The sequence below is a fragment of the Xanthomonas fragariae genome, assembly GCF_017603965.1.
GTDB classification, from domain to species: Bacteria; Pseudomonadota; Gammaproteobacteria; order Xanthomonadales; family Xanthomonadaceae; genus Xanthomonas; species Xanthomonas fragariae_A.
Window position 1 is genome coordinate 3,103,583 of the sequence record NZ_CP071955.1, and the last position, 21,070, is coordinate 3,124,652.

Genomic DNA, 21,070 nt, shown 5'->3' on the forward strand with positions numbered 1-21,070 from the left:
GGGTTGCGGTGGCGTATCGGGTCTGTTCTCGGCTGCCACGACACGCCAGCATCAGCGATCGGCCTTGCGTACATAGACGCGCAGCCGATCAGCGGCCGTGCTGCAGAAACCAGCTGGCCGCGCCAATCACACCGAGCTGCCCGTGCTCGACGATGCTGACCGGCACCTGCTCCAGCGCAGGGCGCAACGCGCCCTTGTCGAGCAGGCGCACGACGAAATCGCTGCCGGCAATGAATGTGGCGATCTGCGGCAGGAAGCCACCGGCCAGATAGACGCCACTGCGCACGCCGTAGAGCAGCATCAAGTCACCGACCACGCTGCCCATGAAGCCGCAGAACGCCTGCAACGCCTCGCGCGCCAACACATCATTGCCCGCGAGGGCGGCAGCGGTGACGTCGGCAGGGCTGGTGCGGATTGCGGGCTCGCCGCGCAGTGCAGCCAGTGCGGTATACAAATTCAGCAGGCCGGGGCCGGAGAGCAGGTGCTCGGTGGCCACGTGCGTGCGCGTGCGGCGCAGTTCCTGGAGCAACGCCACTTCCAGATCGCTAGCTGCCGCGAGCGCGGCGTGACCGGCTTCGGTCGGCAACACCACCGGGTTGGCGCCGTTGGGAATCCACAGCGCAGCGCCCAGGCCGGTGCCCGGGCCGAGCACCAGCGCAGGGCCAGGTGCGCCTTGCGGCGGGCCGGACAACTGCATGACCTGATTGCAGGCCATGTAATTGGCCGCGTAGGCAACCGCTTCGAAATCGTTGACCAGATGCAACGCTTGCATATCGAGCTGGCGTCGAATCTGCCCGGGCGCCAGCACCCATGGCAGGTTGGCGGTGATCACGCTACCGTCTTCCAAGGCGTAACCGGCGCTGGCAATGACGCCGCGCTTTACCGGCCCACAACCCAGCTGTGCGAAGTACGCGACCATGATCTCGGCAAGACCTGGATAGTCGGCGCAGCGGTATTTGCGGTAGTCCAGCACAGTGACCGGCTTGCGCGCGTCGGCGCTTTCGCACACCAGCGCCAGGCGCACATGCGTGCCCCCAACGTCGGCGGCAACGAAGGTTTCGAGATTCGAAAAGGCCACCGCTTCCATTGGACTGCTTGCGCTCACGCGTTCTCCTGATAAGTGGCAGCGAGCCGGTTATGTCCCGTTGTCCGACGAACGGCAACGGGTAGACAACGTTGTCAGCAATCGTCCCGGAACGCAACCTTGGCAACCACGCATCGGCCGGGACGCGGCCAAGCTCATCATTGGCCGAAAATCCGCGCGCTCAACGGCGATTTCCGCACAAATTCGAGCCACTCAAACACACAAGGCGCGGTTGCGATAGAACGCGCCAATCGTAGCAGTTGTTCACTTGCGGCACGTTGCGCAAGTCACCTGCGTAAACGGAACCATCAGGAGCAACAAATGCTGCATTGCAGCGCAATCGCAGGTGTTTCAGAGATCTATGACGATGTGTTGACAACGCTGTCAGCGCTACGCGAGACTCGGTCCAAATCGGGGTTGTGGTAGGAGGGGCCATGGACTGTTCGTTAGTGAAAAACAGGTTGGGCCCCGCCTGGAATTCCAGATTCGTGAGTGGGGCGTCATTAGACATCCAACTCGCCGATGTCGCAGTCGCTATACCGTTTCACCACACGGGGACACCTCCTTCACCACGCGAATCGCATGGACCTGCTTGGAACGAAGCGAGCCAGCGGGATCACCGCGATCGGTCAGAGCGTGTCGTTTTGCCGGCCACGCCGAGTGCGTTGCGCCCTTATGGGCCAGGCGCGCTCACAGCACTAACCAACGAGGTTTAGCCATGCACAGTCGCACCACGACGTTAGCACTCTGTATTACCGCCGCTCTGTCCTGCTACGGCTCTGCAATGGCTGCCGGACAAGAACAACAAGCCCCGGCCAGCGCGCCGCCGGCCACCACCGAGCTGGATACCATCACCGTCACCGGCTACCGCGCGTCGCTGGAAAAGAGCCAGTCGGTCAAGCGCTCGGCCAACTCGATCGTCGATGCGATCAGTGCCGAAGACATCGGCAAGTTTCCCGACACCAATGCCGCCGAGTCGCTGGCGCATTTACCCGGCGTCAGTGTCGATCGCCAATTCGGCGAAGGCGAAAAGGTCAGCATCAACGGTACCGACCCGGCATTGAACCGCGTGCTGCTCAACGGCCAGACCATCGCCTCCGGCGACTGGGGCGGCAACCCGAGCGACACCAGCGGCCGCACATTCAACTACACCCTGCTGTCGCCGGAAATCATCGGCTTGATGGAGGTCTACAAGACCCCGGAGGCACGCATCGACGAAGGCTCGATCGGCGGCACCGTGATCGTGCATACCCGCAAGCCGCTGGACTTGCCGGCCAACACGGTGCGCGGCTCGGTGGGGTATAGCTACAACGATCGCTCCAAAGACGGCAACCCGCGCGGTTCGGCGCTGTGGAGCTGGAAGAACGACGATGAAACCTTCGGCGCGTTGATTTCGGCCACCCACGACAAACAGGACATTTCGCGCGCCGGTATCGAATACTTCGGCTACACCACCGGCGCAAAGATTCCAGCCACGGCCACCATCACCGGCGACGGCAGCGATGTGGCCACCGCGCGCGTGCCAGCCGGTATCAGCAGTGCGTTCTTTCAGCAGACCCGCGAGCGCGACGGGCTGCAAGGTGCGTTGCAGTGGAAGCCGAACGAGCAGAACGAATTCAATCTGACCGGCATCTACATCAAGGGCAAGTACAACAATTTCAGCCAGGCACGCTATGTCTGCCCGGACTGCAACAACGATCTGCAGAAGGTCACCCGCGCCAATGTCCAGAATGGCGTGGTCACCTCTGCCACGGTGTCGGACAATACGCAGGGCGGTGTCGACGACCAGCCGTACGCAGAGCTGGATGCGAACTATCGCGAAAGTACCGTCACCACGAAGAGCCTGAACCTGCGTCACGACTGGTCCGGCGAAAAGTGGGTGTTCACCAGCCAGATTGGCGCTACCCAGGCGACCGGCGGCAAAAACCCCGAATACCTGATGAAATACCTGATGCAGGACGGTGGCTATAACTATGCCTTCGACGGTAGCAAAACTGCGGTCAACTACGACAACGGCGGCGCGTCCAACTGGGGCCTGCCGGGCAACCCGGCCGGTTTGCCTGCAGGGTCGCAGGCCACTGGCGTCACGCAGGCCGGCGGCCTGTACTACGAGAAGAGCAAGGACGAAGAAAAATACTTCCAGTGGGATGCGGCGCGCGATCTGGCGCTGGGGCCGTTCAACAAGTTGCAGTTCGGCTACAAATACATCAACCACGCCAACGGCGTAGATGCGCGCGGCAACCGCATCAACACTACCGACCCGATCTCGCTGACCCAGTTCAACCCCGGCAGCACGCCCAGCAGCCTGTACGGCGGCCTGGGCGCCAGCGGCGACCTGACCACCTGGCCGACTGCCGACCTGGGTGCGGTACGCCGCTATCTGCTGTCGCAGCCGCAGGGTCCGTATGGCATCAACTACGGTGGATCGTTCGACGTGAAGGAAATTACCCAGAACGTCTACACCCAGCTGAACTTCGAATCGGGCCAATGGCGCGGCAATATCGGCGTGCGCCTGCTCGACACCACCGACAAGTCGGAATACTGGCAGAGTCCAGATAATGGCCTGAGCTACTCGCGCGTTGCGGAAACGCACGAGTACCGCAAAGCGCTGCCGAGCTTCAACGTGGCCTACGACATCGCCGATGACGCCGTGCTGCGCTTCTCGGCGGCCAAGGTCATGGCACGCCCGCGCTACGCCGATCTGGCCGGTTCGTTCACTGTCAACAGCGGCAATGGCAATCTGACCGCCAGCGGCGGCAACCCGGACCTGAAACCTTACGAATCCACCAACTACGACCTGGCCGCCGAGTGGTACTTCGCACCGTCCAGCATGCTGTCGGGTGAAGTGTTCTATCGCGACATCAGTTCCTACATCGTCAGCACGACCACCACCCAGCCGTTGAATCCCGCGCCACCAGCCATTCCCGGCGATTATCAAGTCACCACACCAACCAACGCCTCAGACGCCAAGGTCAAGGGTGTCTCGGTCAACTATCAGCAGACCTACGGACTGGGCTTCGGATTGCAGGCCAACTACACCTTTGCCAAATCCAATTCCAGCTCCGGCTTGAACCTGCCCTACCTGTCGCGCGATACGTACAACATTATCCCGTACTGGGAACATGGCGACTGGATGGTGCGTGTGAACTACAGCTTCCGTTCCAAGTACTTTACCCAGATCGGCCGCCTGGCCTCGCAGGACTTCGCAGACAGCTACAAGCAGCTGGATCTGACCGCCTCGTATCAGATCACCGACGCGATAGGCATCACCTTCGGCGCAACCAACCTGCTGGATTCCACCTACCGGTTGTTCAGCGAAAGCCGCGATACCCCAACGGCGTTCTACAAGAACGGCCGCGGTTATCAGGCCCAGTTGAACTTCAAGTTCTGATGAAATGCAGCGCGCCACCGACCCTGTTCGGTGGCGCGCTTTATTGCCTGCTCATCTGCATCCAGCGATGCCAAGCCATCGCTTGCAGGCAGGAGTGGAACCGGCAATGCACCTTCACGATGGAAGGTGCATTGCCAGGCCCGCTTACGCCGCTCACTGGCCGGTTGCAGCGTTGCCGGCACGTCTTCGCTCACAGGATCACGTTCCCATGACGATCGATCGCCGCAACCGCACGGCTTCCTTCTGCAACCACGCCGAAGCTGCACCCAGCACTCGGGCGCTTGCGCTCGCGCTGCTGCTGGCATGCCCGGTGTTGTCGGTGCAGGCGGCCGAGTCTCCCACCGCGCCGACCGCCGCCACGCTCAGCCCGGAACAGATCGATCGGCAGTGGCTCAGCGCCACCGCCAAGTACGCACCCGAGCGCGCGCGGCGGCTGCGCAAAGCCGAGCGAGGCGCGCGCAATGGGCCGTTCCGCCCCGACTGGACGGCGCTGAAGGCGTATCAATCGCCGGCGTGGTACGACAACGCCAAGTTCGGCATCTTCATCCATTGGGGCGTGTTCTCGGTGCCGGCGTTCGGCAGCGAGTGGTATTCGCGCAACATGTATCTAGAAGGCTCCAAGGAATTCGCGCATCACGTGGCGACCTATGGCCCGCAGGCACGTTTCGGCTACAAGGATCTGATCCCCAAGTTCACCGCGACCAGGTTCGACCCCAATGGCTGGGCCAGACTGTTCCGCGACTCCGGCGCGCGTTATGTGGTGCCGGTGGCCGAACACCATGATGGCTTCGCGCTATACGACTCAAAGTTGTCGGACTGGACGGCGGTGAAGATGGGGCCCAAACGCGATCTGCTGGGCGAATTGTCCAAGTCGATCCGCGCGCAGGGGCTGCACTTCGGGTTGTCCTCGCACCGCGCCGAACACAACTGGTTCTTCGATGGCGGGCGCAAATTCGATTCGGACGTCAACGACCCACGCTATGCCGCGCTATACGGCCCGGCGCAGGTCCGCCTGCCCGGCAAGGACGATGCCGATGTGGCCAACGACTGGACGCCGGTCTCGCAGGCGTGGTTGGACGACTGGTTGGCGCGCACCACCGAGTTGATCGACACCTATCAGCCGGACCTGATCTATTTCGATTGGTGGATCGCCCACCCCACCTTCCGCAGCAGTTTGCCGACCATGCTGGCGTACTACTACAACCAGGGCGCGGCGCGCACCGCAGCCGACCGCGGCGTGGTGGTGAACTACAAGCTCGGCGCATTCCCCGAAGGCGCCGGCACGCTGGATATCGAGCGTGGCCAGCTCACCGGCATCCATCCTACCCACTGGCAGACCGACACCTCGGTGAGCAATGCCTCGTGGGGCTACATCGAAAACGACACCTACAAGTCGCCGACCTTCATCATCCACATGCTGGCCGACGTGGTGGCCAAGAACGGCAACCTGATGCTCAACATCGGCCCGCGCGCGGATGGCTCGATCCCGGATGCCGAGCGCGGGATTCTGCTTTCGATCGGCAAGTGGCTCAAGACCAACGGTGGCGCGATCTACGACAGCAAGCCGTGGCGCGTGTATGGCGAAGGCCCGACCGAAGTGGTGGGCGGCACCTTCCAAGACGTCAAGACCAAGCCGTATACGGCCGAAGATTTCCGCTTCACCACGCGCGATGGCGCGTTGTATGCGATCGAACTCGGTTGGCCGGCCGGTGGCAAGGCGGTGATCCGTTCGCTCGCCGCGGCCGATGGCGTACGCGGCGTGACGCTGCTGGCCAACGGCAAGAAGGTGGCGTTCGATCAGCAAGCCGATGGCCTGCACCTGACCCTGCCGGCCAAGCCGGTGGGCGCACACGCCTACGTGCTGCGCATCGATCTTTCTTCTTCCACTCCCTGACGGATGCTGTTTGCATGAGCAAGCGATTGACCTGGATACTGCTCGCGCTGGCGTTTGCCTGTGCGCCTGCCTTGGCGAAAAATCCCACGGCGTTGTTCTATCTGATGAACACGCAGAAATCGACCAACGCGTTCCTGGCCAATGTCGACAAAATCGATGTAGTGGTGCCGACGTGGTACGGCGTGGACCAAAACGGCCTGGTCAACGGCACGCCCAACATGTACCTCTACAACATCGCCAAGCAGAACAGGATACGCGTGATGCCGATCCTGTCGATGACCACCGGTCGCGATGGTTTCCACAAGTTGATGCACGACGAAGCCGCCAAGAAACGCATGATCGAATCGCTGCTGATTCACGGCAAACAAAATCAGTACGACGGCTTCCAGTTCGATTTCGAAAACATCGCCTGGACCGACCGCGATGCCTACACGCTGATGGTCAAGCAGACTGCCGATGCGCTGCACAAGGCCGGTTTCAAGCTGTCGGTGGCGGTGGTACCGAATGCGCCGGGCCATGCCGAAGGCGGCCAGTTCTCCAAGTGGATGTGGGAATACTGGCGCGGTGGGTACGACCTCAAGGCGCTGGGCCAGGCCGCGGATCTGGTCAGCATCATGACCTACGACCAGCACACCCGCTGGACCACGCCCGGCCCGGTAGACGGCATGGTGTGGATGAAGAAGCATCTGGATTACGCGATCACCCAGGTGCCGAAGGAAAAGCTCTCGCTCGGCATCGCCACCTACGGCTATCGCTGGTACACCGGCAACCCGGTCAAGGAAGACGGCACCGAAGCGTCGAACATCGCGGCCACGTATATCGATGCCGACGAATCGTTCCCGCTGGCGATCGAACAGAACGCCACCGTGCAGTGGGATCCGGTCGAACAGGAATCGTGGTTCTACTTCTATCGCGACGATATGCGCGAGTGGGTGTTCCGCCCCGACGCGCGCAGCTTCAAGGCACGCTATGACCTGGTGAAGCAGTACGGCCTGGAAGGTTTCAGCTGCTGGGTGCTGGGCGCCGAAGACCCGAAGGTGTGGGACGCGTTGCCGACCGCGCAGCGCTAAAGGCGTTATCGCAATGCCGGACGACCTGGCAGGCGCGGTCGGTGCGCGAATCGGAATGCATGCACTGCAATCCGGCCTGCACCGCCCGTGCCCGTCTTGCAGCGACCGACGCTGGTGGGTTGGTCGCTGCGCAACGCAGCCTGCACGCTGCGCGCATCCGGATGAAGCGTGCGCCAGTCCCTGCGCCATCCGGCATGGCTTTGCTACTGTGCTTGGCTGCCGTGTTCCAGTCGCTACATCGGGATGTGATTGCATGATGTCGAACTCCGCACCGACCGCACGCCTGACCGCATCGACAACACTGTCCTCGCGCTTGCTTACGCTGGCATTGGCAGCCGTGTTGCTGGCTGGATGTGACCAACGCGAACTGGCCACCACCCCTGCTGCGGCAACTGCTGGTGCATCTGCAACACCGCCTGCTGCCAACGCGCCGCTGCCGCTGATTCCTGCGCCGGTCGAGGCCAGGCGCGGCAGTGGCAGCTTCAAGATAGGCACCGGCACGGTGATCTCGATTGTCGGCGGCGATGCCGATGCACGCCGCAGTGCCGAGCATCTGGCCAGCCTGTTGCAGCGCACGCGTGGCCTGAGGTTGGAAGTGCGTGCCGAAGCCACGGCGTCGCCAGGCAGCATCCGCCTGGAGCGCAGCGCGCAAGCGCCAGTGGCGCAGAAAGAAGGCTATAGCCTGGACGTGGGTGCCACCGGCATCCGCATCGCCGCACGCGATGGTGCCGGGCTGTTGTATGGCGCGATCACTGCCTGGCAACTGATGACACCGGATGCGCGCAAGGGCGAGGTTGCAGTACCGGCACTGGCGATTCGCGATTGGCCGCGTTTCAGCTGGCGCGGTCAGCATCTGGATGTAGCCCGCCACTTCCATGACGTAGCAACGGTCAAGCATGTGCTCGATGCGATGGCCGTGCACAAGCTCAACGTGCTGCATTGGCATCTCACCGACGACCAGGGCTGGCGCATCCAGATCAAGCGCTACCCCAAGCTCACCGCGATCGGTGCGTGGCGCACGCCACCCGGTGCCGGCCAGCACGGCACGCCGCAGCGTTATGGCGGTTTTTATACGCAAGAACAGATCAGCGAGATCGTCGCCTATGCCGCGCGGCTGCACATCACGGTGCTGCCCGAGCTGGACATGCCCGGCCACGCGCAGGCGGCGGTGGCGGCGTATCCGGAAGAAGTGGGCGTGCCCGGCCAGCGCACGCAGGTCGGTGTGAACTGGGGCATCAACCCGTATCTGTTCAACACCAGCGAGCGCAGCCTGAGCTTCATTACCAACGTGCTGGATGAAGTGCTGACGTTGTTCCCGTCGGCGTATATCCACATCGGTGGCGATGAGGCGGTCAAGGATCAATGGGAAGCCTCGCCGGCGGTGCGCGCGCAGATGCGCAAGCTCGGGGTCAAGGATGCGCATGCGATGCAGGGCTGGTTCAACGCGCAGCTGGCGCAGTACCTCACCCAACACGGGCGGCGCATGATCGGCTGGGATGAAATTCTCGAAGGCGGCGTGCCGGCCAGCGCATCGGTGATGTCGTGGCGCGGCGTCGAGGGCGCGGTGACGGCGGCCAGACAAGGCCACGACGTGGTGCTGGCGCCGGGCGACTGGCTGTATCTGGACAATCTGCAGACCACGCGCAGCGACGAACCGAACGGTCGCCTGACCGTGCTGCCATTGGCGAAGGTCTACGCATTCGACCCGGTGCCGGCGGAACTGACCGCCGAGCAGGCCAGGCATGTGCTGGGCGCGCAAGGCGCGTTGTGGGCCGAATACATTCCATCCAAATGGCATGTGGATCATGCGTTGTTCCCACGCCTGTCTGCCGTGGCGGAAGTGACGTGGTCGCCTGCGGCTGCGCGCGACTGGAACAATTTTCTGGCACGGATGCCGGCCCAGTTGCAGCGCTACAAGACATTGGGCATCGATGACAGCGACGGCGCATTCGCAGCAGACATCACGCTGGAAAACGGCCCCAACCCGGTACTCGCCGGTAGTCCGGCCAAGGTGGCGCTCAGTACCCAGACCGCTGCGGGCACGCTGCACTACACCGTCGACGGTAGCGATCCCACGCCGGCATCGCCGCGCTATGAGGCGCCGTTTACGATCCAGCTGCCGACCACCGTCAAGGCCACCGCCTTCGACACCGATGGCACAGCGCTGGCGGCCACGCGTAGCCGTACTTTCGACCGTGCAGGGTTGCTACGTGTCGATACGCAAGGCCTGCGCGACTGCGTCCAAACAGGTGCGCTCGGCCTGCGCTTGCCGCTGCTACCGGAGATGACCGGTGCCGATACGCCGGTCTACAACGTCGATCTGTTCCATGCCTGCCGCATTTATCCGCAAGCGCGCCTGGACGGTATCGGCGCGATCAGGATCGAGGGCGCACGGCTGCCGAACAACTTCGGCCTGGCGCACGAGCAATCCAAGGTGGTGCAGTTCCCGACCAAGACGCGCGGCGGCGAGCTGGAAGTGCGCCTGGGCTGCGAAGGCGCATTGATCGCCAGCGTGCAGTTGCCCAACAGCGACACCCTGGGCGAGCAATTCACGCTGGAAACCGCACTGCCTGCACGCACCGGCATTCACGATCTGTGTCTACGCTTTACCGCACCGATTCGCGGCCCGTTGTACGCCATCGGTGCCGTTCAATTGATCGAAACCACCGCGCAGGCGCCCCCTGCCGCCACGCGCTGAGCCGTCCAAGGAGAGTCACGCATGCACCTGTCCCGCCGTCGTTGTGTTCCCTCCCCCGCTTGTCTTGGGATGACCCTGACCTTCGCAATATCGCAGGTTTGGGCGGCGGCGCCCACCACGGTGACCCTGGACACCGGCTGGCAGGTGCGGCTGGTGCCGGGCCAGGAGCAGGCAAAATCCTATCCCAACGCCGCGGCATGGTTGCCGGCGCAGGTACCGGGCGCAGTGCAGACCGATCTGATCGCCGCCAAGATCGTGCCGGACCCGTTCTATCGCGACAACGAAGGCAAGATCCAGTGGGCGGGCCTGAGCGATTGGCAGTACCAGACCCGCTTCAACGTGGATGCGGCCACGCTCGAACGCGCGCATGTGGAGCTGGTGTTCGATGGCCTGGATACGTTTGCCGAGGTCGCCCTCAACGGCAAGAAACTGCTCAGCGCCGACAACATGTTCCGGCAGTGGCGGGTGGATGCCAAATCATTGCTCAAGCGCGGCGACAACGTGCTCGAAGTCACGCTGTTCTCGCCGATCAAGAAGATCCAGCCATGGTTGGCCAAGCAGCCGTACGCGCTTCCCGGTGCCTACGATTCGGCGTTCGGCGACGAGCCCCAGGCGCGTCACAGCTCCACCTATGTACGCAAGGCGCCGTACAACTTCGGATGGGATTGGGGCCCACGCATGGTCAACGCTGGCATCTGGAAAGACGTGCGCGTGGAAACTTGGGATGCCGTGCGCGTGGATGGGCTGCATATCGCCCAGCAACGCGTGGATGCCGACAGCGCGCAGTTGCAGGCGCAGCTGGAGCTGCAAGCCGGCCGCAGCGGCCCGGTGCAGGTAACGCTGGATGTGCTCGGCCCGGATGGGCAGCCGGTGGGCCAGTTCACCCAGCAGGCGGTGGTCGATCCCGGGCAGAACCGTATCGATCTGCCGGTGCGTATCGCCAAGCCCAAGCGCTGGTTCCCGGCCGGCTACGGCGCGCAGGACCGCTACACCTTCGTGGCCAGCGTGCGCGATGCCGACGGCGGCAGCCAGCAGATCAAGCGTGTCACCGGCCTGCGTTCGGTGCAGCTGCGTCGCGAGAAAGATCAGTACGGCAAGAGTATGGAGATCGTGATCAACGACATCCCGATCTTCGCCAAGGGCGCAAACCTCATTCCGCTGGATGCGTTCCCCGCGCGCGTGAGCCCCGAGCGCATGCGCAGCACCTTGCAGGACGCCCGCGATGCCAACATGAACATGCTGCGCATGTGGGGCGGCGGGCATTATCAGGACGACTATTTCTACGACGTGGCGGACGAGCTGGGCATCATGATCTGGCAGGACTTCATGTTCGGTGGCGCGGTGCCGCCGTACGACGTGGAGTTCCGCGACAACACCCGGCAGGAGGCGATCGAACAGGTCAAGCGGCTGCGCGACCATCCCAGCATCGTGCTGTGGTGCGGTAACAACGAAGTGCAGACAGGCTGGGAAAACTGGGGCGACCGGGTCAAGTTCAAGCAGTCGTTGGACCCGGAAGAACGCACCCGCATCGAGCGCGGCATGACCACCTTGTTCGGTACCGTGTTCCGCGAAGTGGTGGCCACCTACGACAGCGATGCGCCCTACTGGGCCACCTCGCCCGGCACCAATTTCGATGGTGCCGCCGACCAGGCCAACGATGGCGATATGCATTACTGGAAGGTGTGGGGCGGCCCTGCCCTGCCGGTGACCGAATATCTCAACGTCACCCCGCGCTTCATGTCCGAATATGGCTTGCAGTCGTTCCCGGACATGCGCACCGTGCGTGCGTTCGCCGAACCGGGCGACATGGATCCGGAATCGCCGGTGATGCGCGTGCATCAGAAGTTCGACAAGGGCAACGGCAACAAGCGGCTGATGCTGTATATCCGCCGGGAATTCGGCGAGCCCAAGGATTTCGAAAGCTTCGTCTACCTGAGCCAGCTGATGCAGGCCGAAGGCATCAACCTGGCCGCCTCGCATCTGCGCGCTTCGCGTCCGCAATCGATGGGCTCGTTGTACTGGCAGCTCAACGATGTATGGCCAGGCGCGTCGTGGTCCAGCGTGGATTACTACGGCCGCTGGAAGGCGCTGCACTACCACGCCCGCCGCTTCTATGCGCCCGAACTGATCGCCGCGCTGCGTAACGACAAGGGCCAGACCGAGGTATCGCTGGTGTCCGACCGCACCACCCCGCTGGCGGCACGCTGGCGCATGCGGGTGATGAGCATGGATGGCAAGGTGCTGAGCAAGCGCGAAGAAAAGACAACGGTCAAGCCGCTGAGCAGCCTGCAGGTGGGCAACTTCAGCGACAAGCAATTGCTGGGCAGCGCCGATCCGAAGCGCAGCTACGCGGTGTTCGAATTATTCGAAGGCGACAAGCTGTTGTCGCGCGAGGCGGTGTTCTTCGCACCAGCCAAGCAGCTGGCCTTGCCAAGCGCGAAGATCGATCGCCAGTGGCGGGCCGATAGCGATGGCTACGCGCTGACGCTGTCCAGCAATACGCTGGCGCGCGAGGTGTGGCTGTCGTTCGGCGATGGGGATGCAACGCTGTCGGACAACGCATTCGACCTGCTGCCGGGCGAGCCGTTGACCGTGCATGTGTCCAGCAAGCTGCCGATGGCACAGATGCAGGCCGCGCTGCAGGTGCGCGATCTTGCATCGACGCTGGCAGGTGCACCGCCCGAGCCGCAACAGGCACCGACGGCGAAATGAGCCAACGCAGGCGAGCCTCAGCGGTAAACCACGCTCGTCAAATGCTGAAAAACAACAGATGTTTCAGCACCTTTTTGCACCGCGTCGTCTCGCGGCAGAATCAATGCAACGCATGGCCGCATGACCGCTGTGCAGGAGTAAATCGATGTCGCCGGTGTCTGTATCGCGCCTTGCCATTGCGCTGGGCTTGAGTCTTGGAGCGCCGTGGGTGGCGCTGGCTGCCACCACATCCGACCACAGCGCCAACTCTCCGGAACAGCGCGCCGCCGCGCTGGTTGCGCAGATGAGCCTTGACGAAAAAGTCGCGCAGGCGATGAACGATGCCCCGGCAATTCCACGCCTGGGCATTGCTGCCTACGAGTGGTGGAGCGAAGGCCTGCACGGTATTGCGCGCAACGGCTATGCGACGGTGTTTCCGCAGGCGATCGGCCTGGCGGCGAGCTGGAACACCACGCTGATGCATCAGGTAGGCACGGCGGTCTCCACCGAAGCGCGCGCCAAGTTCAATCAGGCCGGCGGCCCGGGCAAGGACCATAAGCGTTATGCGGGCCTGACCATCTGGTCGCCCAACATCAACATCTTCCGCGACCCGCGCTGGGGCCGTGGCATGGAAACCTATGGCGAAGACCCGTTTCTCACCGGGCAACTGGCGGTCGGCTTCATTCGTGGACTGCAGGGCGATGATCTCGATCACCCACGCACCATCGCCACGCCCAAGCACCTCGCCGTGCACAGCGGGCCAGAACCGGGGCGGCACGGATTCGATGTCGACGTCTCACCGCGCGATGTGGAAGCGACTTACACCCCCGCGTTCCGGGCCGCGCTTGTGGACGGCAAGGCCGGCGCGGTGATGTGCGCGTACAACGCGCTGCATGGCACACCGGCGTGCGCGGCCGACTGGCTGCTCAATGGCCGCGTACGCCGCGATTGGGGCTTCAAGGGCTTTGTGGTGTCCGACTGCGATGCGGTGGACGACATGACCCAGTTCCACTATTTCCGCCCCGACAATGCCGGCTCCTCGGCTGCCGCGCTCAAGGCCGGGCACGATCTCAATTGCGGCTACGCGTATCGCGCACTTGGTACGGCGATCGAACGCGGCGAAGTGGACCAAGCCCTACTCGACCGATCGCTGGTGCGCCTGTTTGCCGCGCGCTATCGCCTGGGCGAACTGGAAGCGCCGCGCAAGGATCCATATGCAAAGCTTGGCGTCAAGGACATCGATAACGCAGCCAATCGCGCGCTGGCCTTGCAGGCGGCCGCCGAGTCGATCGTATTGCTCAAGAATGAGGCCGGCACGCTACCGTTGAAAGCCGGCACGCGGCTGGCAGTGATCGGCCCCAATGCCGATGCCTTGGCCGCATTGGAATCCAACTATCAGGGCACCTCGTCCACGCCGGTAACGCCGCTGCTTGGTCTGCGTCAGCGCTTCGGCGCGCAGCAGGTGAGGTATGCGCAAGGTGCGCCGCTGGCAGCCGGGGTGCCGGGCATGATCCCGGAAACCGCGCTGCGCAGCGATGGCAAGCCGGGATTGCGTGGCGAGTATTTCGCTAATGTCGATATGGCCGGGGCTGCGCGCGTCGTGCGGCAGGATCGCGTGGTGAGTTTCAACTGGGACCAGGTGGCGCCAGCCAGGGGCGTGCCGGCCGATCGCTATGCGGTGCGCTGGAGCGGCGAGTTGCTGCCGCCCAGTACCGGCGATTACACCTTGGCGGTGCGCGTGGCGCGCTGCTTCGATTGCGCCGGCCACGATCCGGTGCGGCTCTATATCGACGACAGATTGGTGGTCGCCGGCAATGCCGAAGACAAGCATGTGCCGGCCGGCATGCACAACGCCGATGGCCGCAGCTTGGAGACCGTGCTGCACTTCGACGACACCCGCCCGCGCAAGATCCGCCTGGAGATGGAACACCGCGGCCAGGACCAGGGCGTGCGTTTGGAATGGTTGGCGCCGGCTGCAGCGCAATTGGCCGAAGCCGAGCAAGCCGTGGCGCAAGCCGACGCAGTGGTGGCCTTCGTCGGCCTGTCGCCGGATGTGGAAGGCGAAGAGTTGCGCATCGACGTGCCCGGCTTCGACGGCGGCGACCGCAACGACATCGCCCTGCCCGCCCCGCAACAGGCCCTGCTCGAACGCGCCAAAGCCTCCGGCAAGCCGCTGGTGGTGGTGCTGATGAGCGGCAGTGCGGTGGCGTTGAACTGGGCCAAGACGCACGCCGATGCCATCGTGGCGGCGTGGTACCCCGGCCAGTCCGGCGGTACCGCGATCGCGCGCATGCTGGCCGGCGACGACAATCCCGGCGGGCGCCTGCCGGTGACGTTCTATCGTTTCACCAAGGACCTGCCGCCCTACGTCAGCTACGACATGCAAGGCCGCACCTATCGCTACTTCAAGGGCGAGCCGCTGTTTCCGTTCGGCTATGGCTTGAGCTACACCAGCTTCGCGTACGCCGCGCCGCAGTTGTCCACCACCACGCTGCAAGCAGGCAACACGCTGCAAGTGACCACCACGCTGCGCAACACCGGCATGCGTGCCGGCGATGAAGTGGCGCAGGTGTATCTGCACTATCCGGATCGCCCGCAGTCGCCGTTGCGCAGCCTGGTCGGCTTTCAGCGTGTACATCTGCAACCGGGCGAGCAACGCACGCTAACATTCACCCTGGATGCGCGTGCATTGAGCGATGTGGATCGCAACGGACAGCGTGCGGTAGAAGCGGGCAATTACACGCTGTTTGTAGGCGGCGGCCAACCGGGCACCGGCGCCGCTGGCGCAGCTGCGGCGTTTTCGATTTCGGGGCGCTCGCCGCTGCCGAAGTGATCCTTGCCACCGGATGCCACGCAACAGGCGTCGGCTGCTGGTCGGCGCCGGTTGCGTGATTGGGGCGGGTTTTATGGTGAACCGGGCAGATGAGCACGGCGTACAGCTGCTCGAAAATCGAGCATCAACGCGTGTGGCTTTTACTCAAGCACTCAAGACGTGATTTTCAAGATGTGACATCTCTGGCGATCGCTGCGGCCTGAGCTCTTGCGCGATCCTTCCCTGCTCCATCACCAGGATGCGGTCGGCGCTGGCAATGGTTTCAGGGCGGTGCGCCACGATCACCTTGGTCAGTTGCAAGTGCTGCACCGCCTCGTTGACCAAGCGCTCGCGCGTAACATCCAGATGGCTGGTGGCTTCATCGAGGAAGAGCAGCGTCGGTTGCCGATACAGCGCACGCGCCAGGATCAACCGCTGCTTCTGACCGCCAGACAATGCGCTTCCCATGTCGCCGATCAGACTGTGATAGCCCATCGGCATCGCCACGATTTCCTCATGCACGGCGGCCAGGCGCGCGGCCGCCTCGATCCTGTCCTGATCCGCATCCGGCTGGAAGAAACGGATGTTGTCGGCAATGCTGCCAGCGAACAACTGGTCGTCCTGCATCACCGCGCCGACCATGCCGCGGACCGTGCGCGGGCCGAGCTTGTGCAGATCGTGGCCACCAATGCGGATCGTCCCTGCGCTGGGCGTGAGCAAACCCAGCAACAGCTTCACCAGGGTCGTCTTGCCGCAACCAGACCCGCCAATGATGGCCACCGACTCCCCTGGCGCAATCGTGAAACAGCAGTCCTTGACCACCCACGGCTCGCCGTCGGCGTAGCGAAACGACAGCCCTTCCACCTCGATGCTTGGGGCGGCAGGTGGCAGCGCTTGCGGTAATGCGCGATGGTCTTCCGGCGGGGTCAACACGATATCGGCCAGCCTCTCGCCATGCAGGCGCAGCATGCGGAACTCGATCCATTTATCGATCAATCCGCTCACGCGCATGGCGAACTGGTCCTTGTAGGCAAGGTAAGCCACCAGCATGCCGACCGAAAACACGTTGTCCAGCGCCAACCTGGCGCCGATCCAGATCACCGCGATGCGCTCCAGGCCGAACACCAACTGGCTGGCCGTGCTGAAGCCCAGAGACATCCGCGCCAGTGTCACGTCTTGATTGACGGTGTCGTTGAGCAAGTTCCCGTAAGTGGAACGGCGCACCGCTTCTTCACCGGCCACTTTCAAGCTTTGCATGCCACGCAGCGATTCCAGCAGATGCGTCTGTTGCTTGGCCGCGGCCACCAATTGTTGTTCGGTGCACTCGCGCATTGGCCGATAGGCAATTGCGCGGATACCAAGATAGAGTGCGACGGCCAGCAACGTCATCACTGCCAGCTTCCAGCTGTAGATCAGCATCAGCACCAGTGTCACCATCGCCATCACCCCATCGATCATCGCCTCGACGAAGCTGGTGGTGAGGGTGTGTTGGATGGTCTGCACCGAGGACATGCGTGAGGTGACATCCCCAAGATGCCGCTTTTCGAAAAAGTCCAACGGCAACCTGAGCAGATGCGCGAACACGTTGCCCATCCACTGCAATCCGAGCCGGGAGGAGAGAGACACCACAGACCAACCACGCAGCAGGCCGATGCCGACTTGCAGCAGTAGCGCCAATCCGAAGCCCAGTCCCAGCACCACGAGTAAATCGCGGTCTGCCGACACCAATACCTGGTCCACCACCCATTGCGTATAGAACGGCGCCAGGATGACGAAGACCTGCAACGCCATCGACAACAACGCGATCTGCGACAGCGCACTCCACAACCCACGGATGGGGCCGGTGAGCTGGCGCGCAGAAATACAAGGCGCTGCCTTGTGCTGCTTGAACTCGGCTGTGGGCGTCAGCTCCAGCGCCACACCGGTAAAGTGTCGGGCCACCTCGCCGAGCGATAACCTGCGCTCACCGATGGCCGGGTCGAAGATCGTCGCTTTCGCTTTTCCAACCTTGGCAAGCACCACAAAGTGGCTCAGATTCCAATGCAGGATGCAAGGCAACGCGAGTTGATCCAGCTGTTCCATCTCCAACCGCAGCGGGCGGGCCGAGAAGCCCAGCGTCTGGGCAATCTCGATCAACTGGTTGAGCCTGATGCCCTTGAACGACAAGTGGAAGCGCCTGCGTAACTCGGGCAAGCCCAGGTGCATGCCATGCGCCGAAGCCACCATCGCCAACGACGCCAGCCCGCATTCGCTTGCTTCTGCTTGCACAATCGCCTTCATCGTTCAAAGCGCTCCAGTGTCTGAAGATGCCAACATTGGTTTTTTAAGATCATGCTTGAATCCTATCTCCAGCAAGCCAATCACACACCCCAACAGCAAGCCCGATGCATGAGCAAACCAACTTGTGCGAGGCGAGAGTAAAGAGGATGCCAGCATCGTTGCCAGTGCGAAGTATGCAAGCAGCCACCAGAGGGCCGGCGGGAATATCTGGCGATTGCGTAGCGATGTGCCGATCATCCACCCATACAACGCAAATACGCCGCCAGAGATGCCCAGGAATGCATCCGAGCTGACCGAATGCGGAAGGAATGTCAGTAAAAATGCAGGCAACAACACCCCTGACAAGAACGTCAGCCAAATAACAAGCGCCCGGCCAAGCGAGAAAGAAAGCCCGGCTGCAACCATGAGTAAAGACAAGTTGGCTGCCCAGTGCGCAACACCGGAATGCAGGAAAGGCCCGCTGAGATAGCGCCATGGCTCGCGCGGCGCATCTTGGAACACAAGCCCGTACTGTTCAATCATATTGAAAAGACTACCGGCGCGTGTCTGTAGGTAGAGCTGAATTGCGCCGATTGCTATCATCATGACGGCGATTGAAAGCGGTTGCTTGCTCGGCTGTAGATAGCACCATGCGGAAAATCGAGAATATTCGCACAGACTGGATAATTTTCGAAAAATAAATATATATTGAAGGAATAAATATATAGAAAATAATGTAATTGCGACGCTTGCCTTGACGAAGTAGGTGGTATGTTTTTCAAGACTTAAAATGGCGAAGCCTAGTGCCATGCACAGCATCAGGGAAAATAATAAAATGCATTGAAAAAGCATTCTTTTTTGAATTTGATGCGCCATGCTTGCAAAGCAAATGGGGGGCAGCATCGACTTTTCGCCTGGGATCGACACGATGATCGGGTCGAATGGATGCCATTGCCAGATGGCACGCCGTACTGCTGATTCCCCCTCAATTTTTCGGCCCCAAGGTGGTCGCAACGCGGACCATCTTTCTGGCGCGCGCGGAAAAATATCGTCTGAATTCCAATGCATTGCGACATATCCTCAAATGAGGAGTGCCTGCCATTGCAGGCAGGCACTGATTTAAATAAAATTAAGGTTGATTTTGCATCGTTTGATAGTGCCCAACGACCAACATTGATCCGCCAGCGAAACCGATTGCTATCACGGCCATGCCACCTTCAGTAAAGTCACTTAGGCCACCATCAACTTTTTCAATTTCATTTTCAGTCAACTCACGCATCACACAAGTTTCTCAATATGGACATAGCACCCCTGCGTCATGGGCTTTTGGGTTCTCGCAAAAAATTAATCGGTGGATTTAGATCTGATTCGCAATGACGCAGGTGCTCCATCTCCAGCCGAAGTGGGCGAATAGCAAAGCCGAGTTGCTGGGCAATCTGGATCAGGTGACTTAGAGAACCCCTGAACAACTCACGGGCCAGCGAGCGAACGTGTAATTCCGGTTGATCGCAAAGGCCACCCTTGCTAAAAATCAAGCACTTACGCGTGATGGAGATTGCCTCAGGTATCGATTGGAAGTCCGTGCAAGAGTTGTTCAGAGCTTCCTACCTTTCAACGATAGGGGAAAGCGCCTGCGTATTTTCTGCAGGGTGATGTGAATGTCATAGGCGCTAGCCACCATCGCCAATGAGGCCAAACCACATTCGGAGGCTTCGCTCTGCAAGCAGACATCCATCAATGCATTCCTAGGAAAAGTCTTACTTCTCCAATACGAACATTGGCCTCATCCCAAACTTCTTCATAGCATCCCGAACCATCTCATCCGTATATTTCTGACAATACTGCTGCCCATTAACTCCATATTTTTCCAGTGTAGCACGCTGAGGAACCCATACAGACGGGGTGGTTGTATAGGTATACTCCGCGGTTTTTTCATCGAATTTGTACTCATCCATTTTTCCGGAATTCTTTTTTACCTGCCGATCTGCATGTTCCAGTATTTTATATTTTACGCCGGCACGAATGTAAAAATCCCTCTCCTCGGCATGAAATTTCTCCAACCAATCACGATACTTCGCCGCCAAAACCCTGGGGCCTCCTCCCGCCACCAAAATAGCCTCTCCTTCCTTCCCAGTCGGCAACGTGCCATGCCAACCAAGAACCGCCCCACAATCGACAGTCAACGACGAGGCCGCCATCGCAATATAACTGGCACAGGCCGAGAGACATATTCCATCAACTTTCACTTCAATCGGACGCCGCCGGACGATGTCTTCGGCGATTTTGAGCGCAACAAAAGGAAATCCCCCTCCGCTATGAACGACTATCCTTGAATAGCCGCCAGCTGCAACCTTGAAATATTCGACGTCCGAATTCGGGTCAATATCGCCCCGTAACTCTATAAGATCTGGAGAAATTCGACTCCAGCCGGCATAAGCGCTTCCATAGAAAATAAAAATAGAAAAAAATGCAACAACCTTCATTGCGGAACGCATCATCCTCGAAATTCCCGGTGAAATTTAAATAAAAATGAGGCTTCGATGCTAGATCGAAGCCTCATGAGAAATTACAAATTAGGCCTTAACGTGGCACTCCTTCGTCGTGGTTGTGCTTGTACTGCCATCATGGTTTGTGGTCGTCGTCGTGCTGGTCGAACAGCCAACCTCAAATCCACCAGCAACAGCGTTGATTTCTTCAAAATTCAATTCACGCATAAATCACCTCTCACAATCAATATGACGCATACCCTGCGCCGGGGAACAAATAACTATATCCGGGCTATTCCCATAGAATCACGGTCATTTTTAATTCTGCGCTCTACTTGCAGCTCATAAAATTGCATAACTCAACATTCACCTCCCTAAAAATAGTCTCGCCTTATTCCTTCCGCTTTCTCCGCCTTTATCTTTGACTGATACGGCCGAACAACTAGCCAGAGAGTAAAGACAATCAATGCGCCAGCAATCCAGTATCCAAGCCCAAGAAAAGCCCCACAAGAGCGGATTAGAAAGACGGTCGACAAGAGAAGGTAAACAAACAACATCCTCAAATATACGACATGCCCCTTGTGAGAGCCAAGAATGTAATTATAGATTGACATTATTCCAAGAGCGTAAAAGAAAGTTCCGGTCAGCCATCCAATCAGTGGAGATGGCCATGGTTCATGCACCG

The 21,070-nt window shown here is 60.9% G+C and carries 12 protein-coding genes and 1 pseudogene; 6 read left to right on the top strand and 7 right to left on the bottom strand.

The window, feature by feature from the left end; all coding sequences use genetic code 11:
* Positions 1-88: 88 nt before the first annotated feature.
* A complete protein-coding gene (locus J5I97_RS14715) occupies positions 89-1,087 on the bottom strand; it encodes a glucokinase family protein (RefSeq protein WP_208591763.1) in 999 nt (332 codons plus the stop codon).
* 715 nt (positions 1,088-1,802) lie between these two features.
* On the opposite strand from J5I97_RS14715, the gene J5I97_RS14720 reads away from it, so the two are divergent.
* Entirely contained in the window at positions 1,803-4,475 is a 2,673-nt protein-coding gene (locus J5I97_RS14720) for a TonB-dependent receptor (RefSeq protein ID WP_208587325.1), read from the top strand.
* Here the strand turns inward: J5I97_RS14720 and J5I97_RS14725 are convergent.
* A complete protein-coding gene (locus J5I97_RS14725) occupies positions 4,448-4,669 on the bottom strand; it encodes a hypothetical protein (RefSeq protein ID WP_208587327.1) in 222 nt (73 codons plus the stop codon). The two genes, J5I97_RS14720 and J5I97_RS14725, sit on opposite strands and share 28 nt — an antisense overlap.
* Positions 4,670-4,683: 14 nt before the next feature.
* Between J5I97_RS14725 and J5I97_RS14730 the strand changes: the two genes are divergently transcribed.
* From J5I97_RS14730 to J5I97_RS14750, 5 genes are all read left to right on the top strand, one after another.
* Positions 4,684-6,369 (top strand): alpha-L-fucosidase, encoded by a 1,686-nt coding sequence (locus J5I97_RS14730; protein WP_208587329.1) that lies wholly within the window; start codon positions 4,684-4,686, stop codon positions 6,367-6,369.
* A 14-nt stretch (positions 6,370-6,383) separates the two neighbouring features.
* On the top strand, positions 6,384-7,439 hold the full coding sequence (locus tag J5I97_RS14735) for a glycosyl hydrolase family 18 protein (protein ID WP_208587331.1): 1,056 nt from the start codon (positions 6,384-6,386) through the stop codon (positions 7,437-7,439).
* Positions 7,440-7,692: 253 nt separating this feature from the next.
* A complete protein-coding gene (locus J5I97_RS14740) occupies positions 7,693-10,137 on the top strand; it encodes a family 20 glycosylhydrolase (protein ID WP_208587333.1) in 2,445 nt (814 codons plus the stop codon).
* Positions 10,138-10,158: 21 nt separating this feature from the next.
* Complete coding sequence (locus J5I97_RS14745; protein ID WP_208587335.1) at positions 10,159-12,849, top strand: beta-mannosidase; 2,691 nt, start codon at positions 10,159-10,161, stop codon at positions 12,847-12,849.
* Positions 12,850-12,994: 145 nt separating this feature from the next.
* Entirely contained in the window at positions 12,995-15,661 is a 2,667-nt protein-coding gene (locus J5I97_RS14750) for a glycoside hydrolase family 3 C-terminal domain-containing protein (RefSeq protein ID WP_208587337.1), read from the top strand.
* A 144-nt stretch (positions 15,662-15,805) separates the two neighbouring features.
* Here the strand turns inward: J5I97_RS14750 and J5I97_RS14755 are convergent, their stop codons facing one another.
* The 5 genes and pseudogenes from J5I97_RS14755 to J5I97_RS20095 form a co-directional block, all read right to left on the bottom strand.
* On the bottom strand, positions 15,806-17,920 hold the full coding sequence (locus tag J5I97_RS14755) for a peptidase domain-containing ABC transporter (RefSeq protein WP_208587339.1): 2,115 nt from the start codon (positions 17,918-17,920) through the stop codon (positions 15,806-15,808).
* 3 nt (positions 17,921-17,923) lie between these two features.
* The gene (locus J5I97_RS14760; RefSeq protein ID WP_238135546.1) at positions 17,924-18,967 is read right to left on the bottom strand and encodes a rhomboid family intramembrane serine protease; all 1,044 of its coding nucleotides are present in this window, start codon (positions 18,965-18,967) and stop codon (positions 17,924-17,926) included.
* 61 nt (positions 18,968-19,028) lie between these two features.
* Complete coding sequence (locus J5I97_RS14765; protein WP_208587341.1) at positions 19,029-19,178, bottom strand: hypothetical protein; 150 nt, start codon at positions 19,176-19,178, stop codon at positions 19,029-19,031.
* A 313-nt stretch (positions 19,179-19,491) separates the two neighbouring features.
* Positions 19,492-19,634: pseudogene (locus J5I97_RS20650) on the bottom strand (cysteine peptidase family C39 domain-containing protein); the annotation flags it as partial.
* 22 nt (positions 19,635-19,656) lie between these two features.
* A complete protein-coding gene (locus J5I97_RS20095) occupies positions 19,657-20,397 on the bottom strand; it encodes a hypothetical protein (protein WP_238135547.1) in 741 nt (246 codons plus the stop codon).
* Positions 20,398-21,070: the final 673 nt, after the last annotated feature.

Bases quoted from the DNA above. Each gene is read 5' to 3' on its own strand.
- J5I97_RS14715 (WP_208591763.1), bottom strand. From the start codon at position 1,087: ATGGAAGCGGTGGCCTTTTCGAATCTCGAAACCTTCGTTGCCGCCGAC.
- J5I97_RS14720 (WP_208587325.1), top strand. From the start codon at position 1,803: ATGCACAGTCGCACCACGACGTTAGCACTCTGTATTACCGCCGCTCTG.
- J5I97_RS14730 (WP_208587329.1), top strand. From the start codon at position 4,684: ATGACGATCGATCGCCGCAACCGCACGGCTTCCTTCTGCAACCACGCC.
- J5I97_RS14735 (WP_208587331.1), top strand. From the start codon at position 6,384: ATGAGCAAGCGATTGACCTGGATACTGCTCGCGCTGGCGTTTGCCTGT.
- J5I97_RS14740 (WP_208587333.1), top strand. From the start codon at position 7,693: ATGATGTCGAACTCCGCACCGACCGCACGCCTGACCGCATCGACAACA.
- J5I97_RS14745 (WP_208587335.1), top strand. From the start codon at position 10,159: ATGCACCTGTCCCGCCGTCGTTGTGTTCCCTCCCCCGCTTGTCTTGGG.
- J5I97_RS14750 (WP_208587337.1), top strand. From the start codon at position 12,995: ATGTCGCCGGTGTCTGTATCGCGCCTTGCCATTGCGCTGGGCTTGAGT.
- J5I97_RS14755 (WP_208587339.1), bottom strand. From the start codon at position 17,920: ATGAAGGCGATTGTGCAAGCAGAAGCAAGCGAATGCGGGCTGGCGTCG.
- J5I97_RS14760 (WP_238135546.1), bottom strand. From the start codon at position 18,967: ATGCATTGGAATTCAGACGATATTTTTCCGCGCGCGCCAGAAAGATGG.
- J5I97_RS14765 (WP_208587341.1), bottom strand. From the start codon at position 19,178: ATGCGTGAGTTGACTGAAAATGAAATTGAAAAAGTTGATGGTGGCCTA.
- J5I97_RS20095 (WP_238135547.1), bottom strand. From the start codon at position 20,397: ATGATGCGTTCCGCAATGAAGGTTGTTGCATTTTTTTCTATTTTTATT.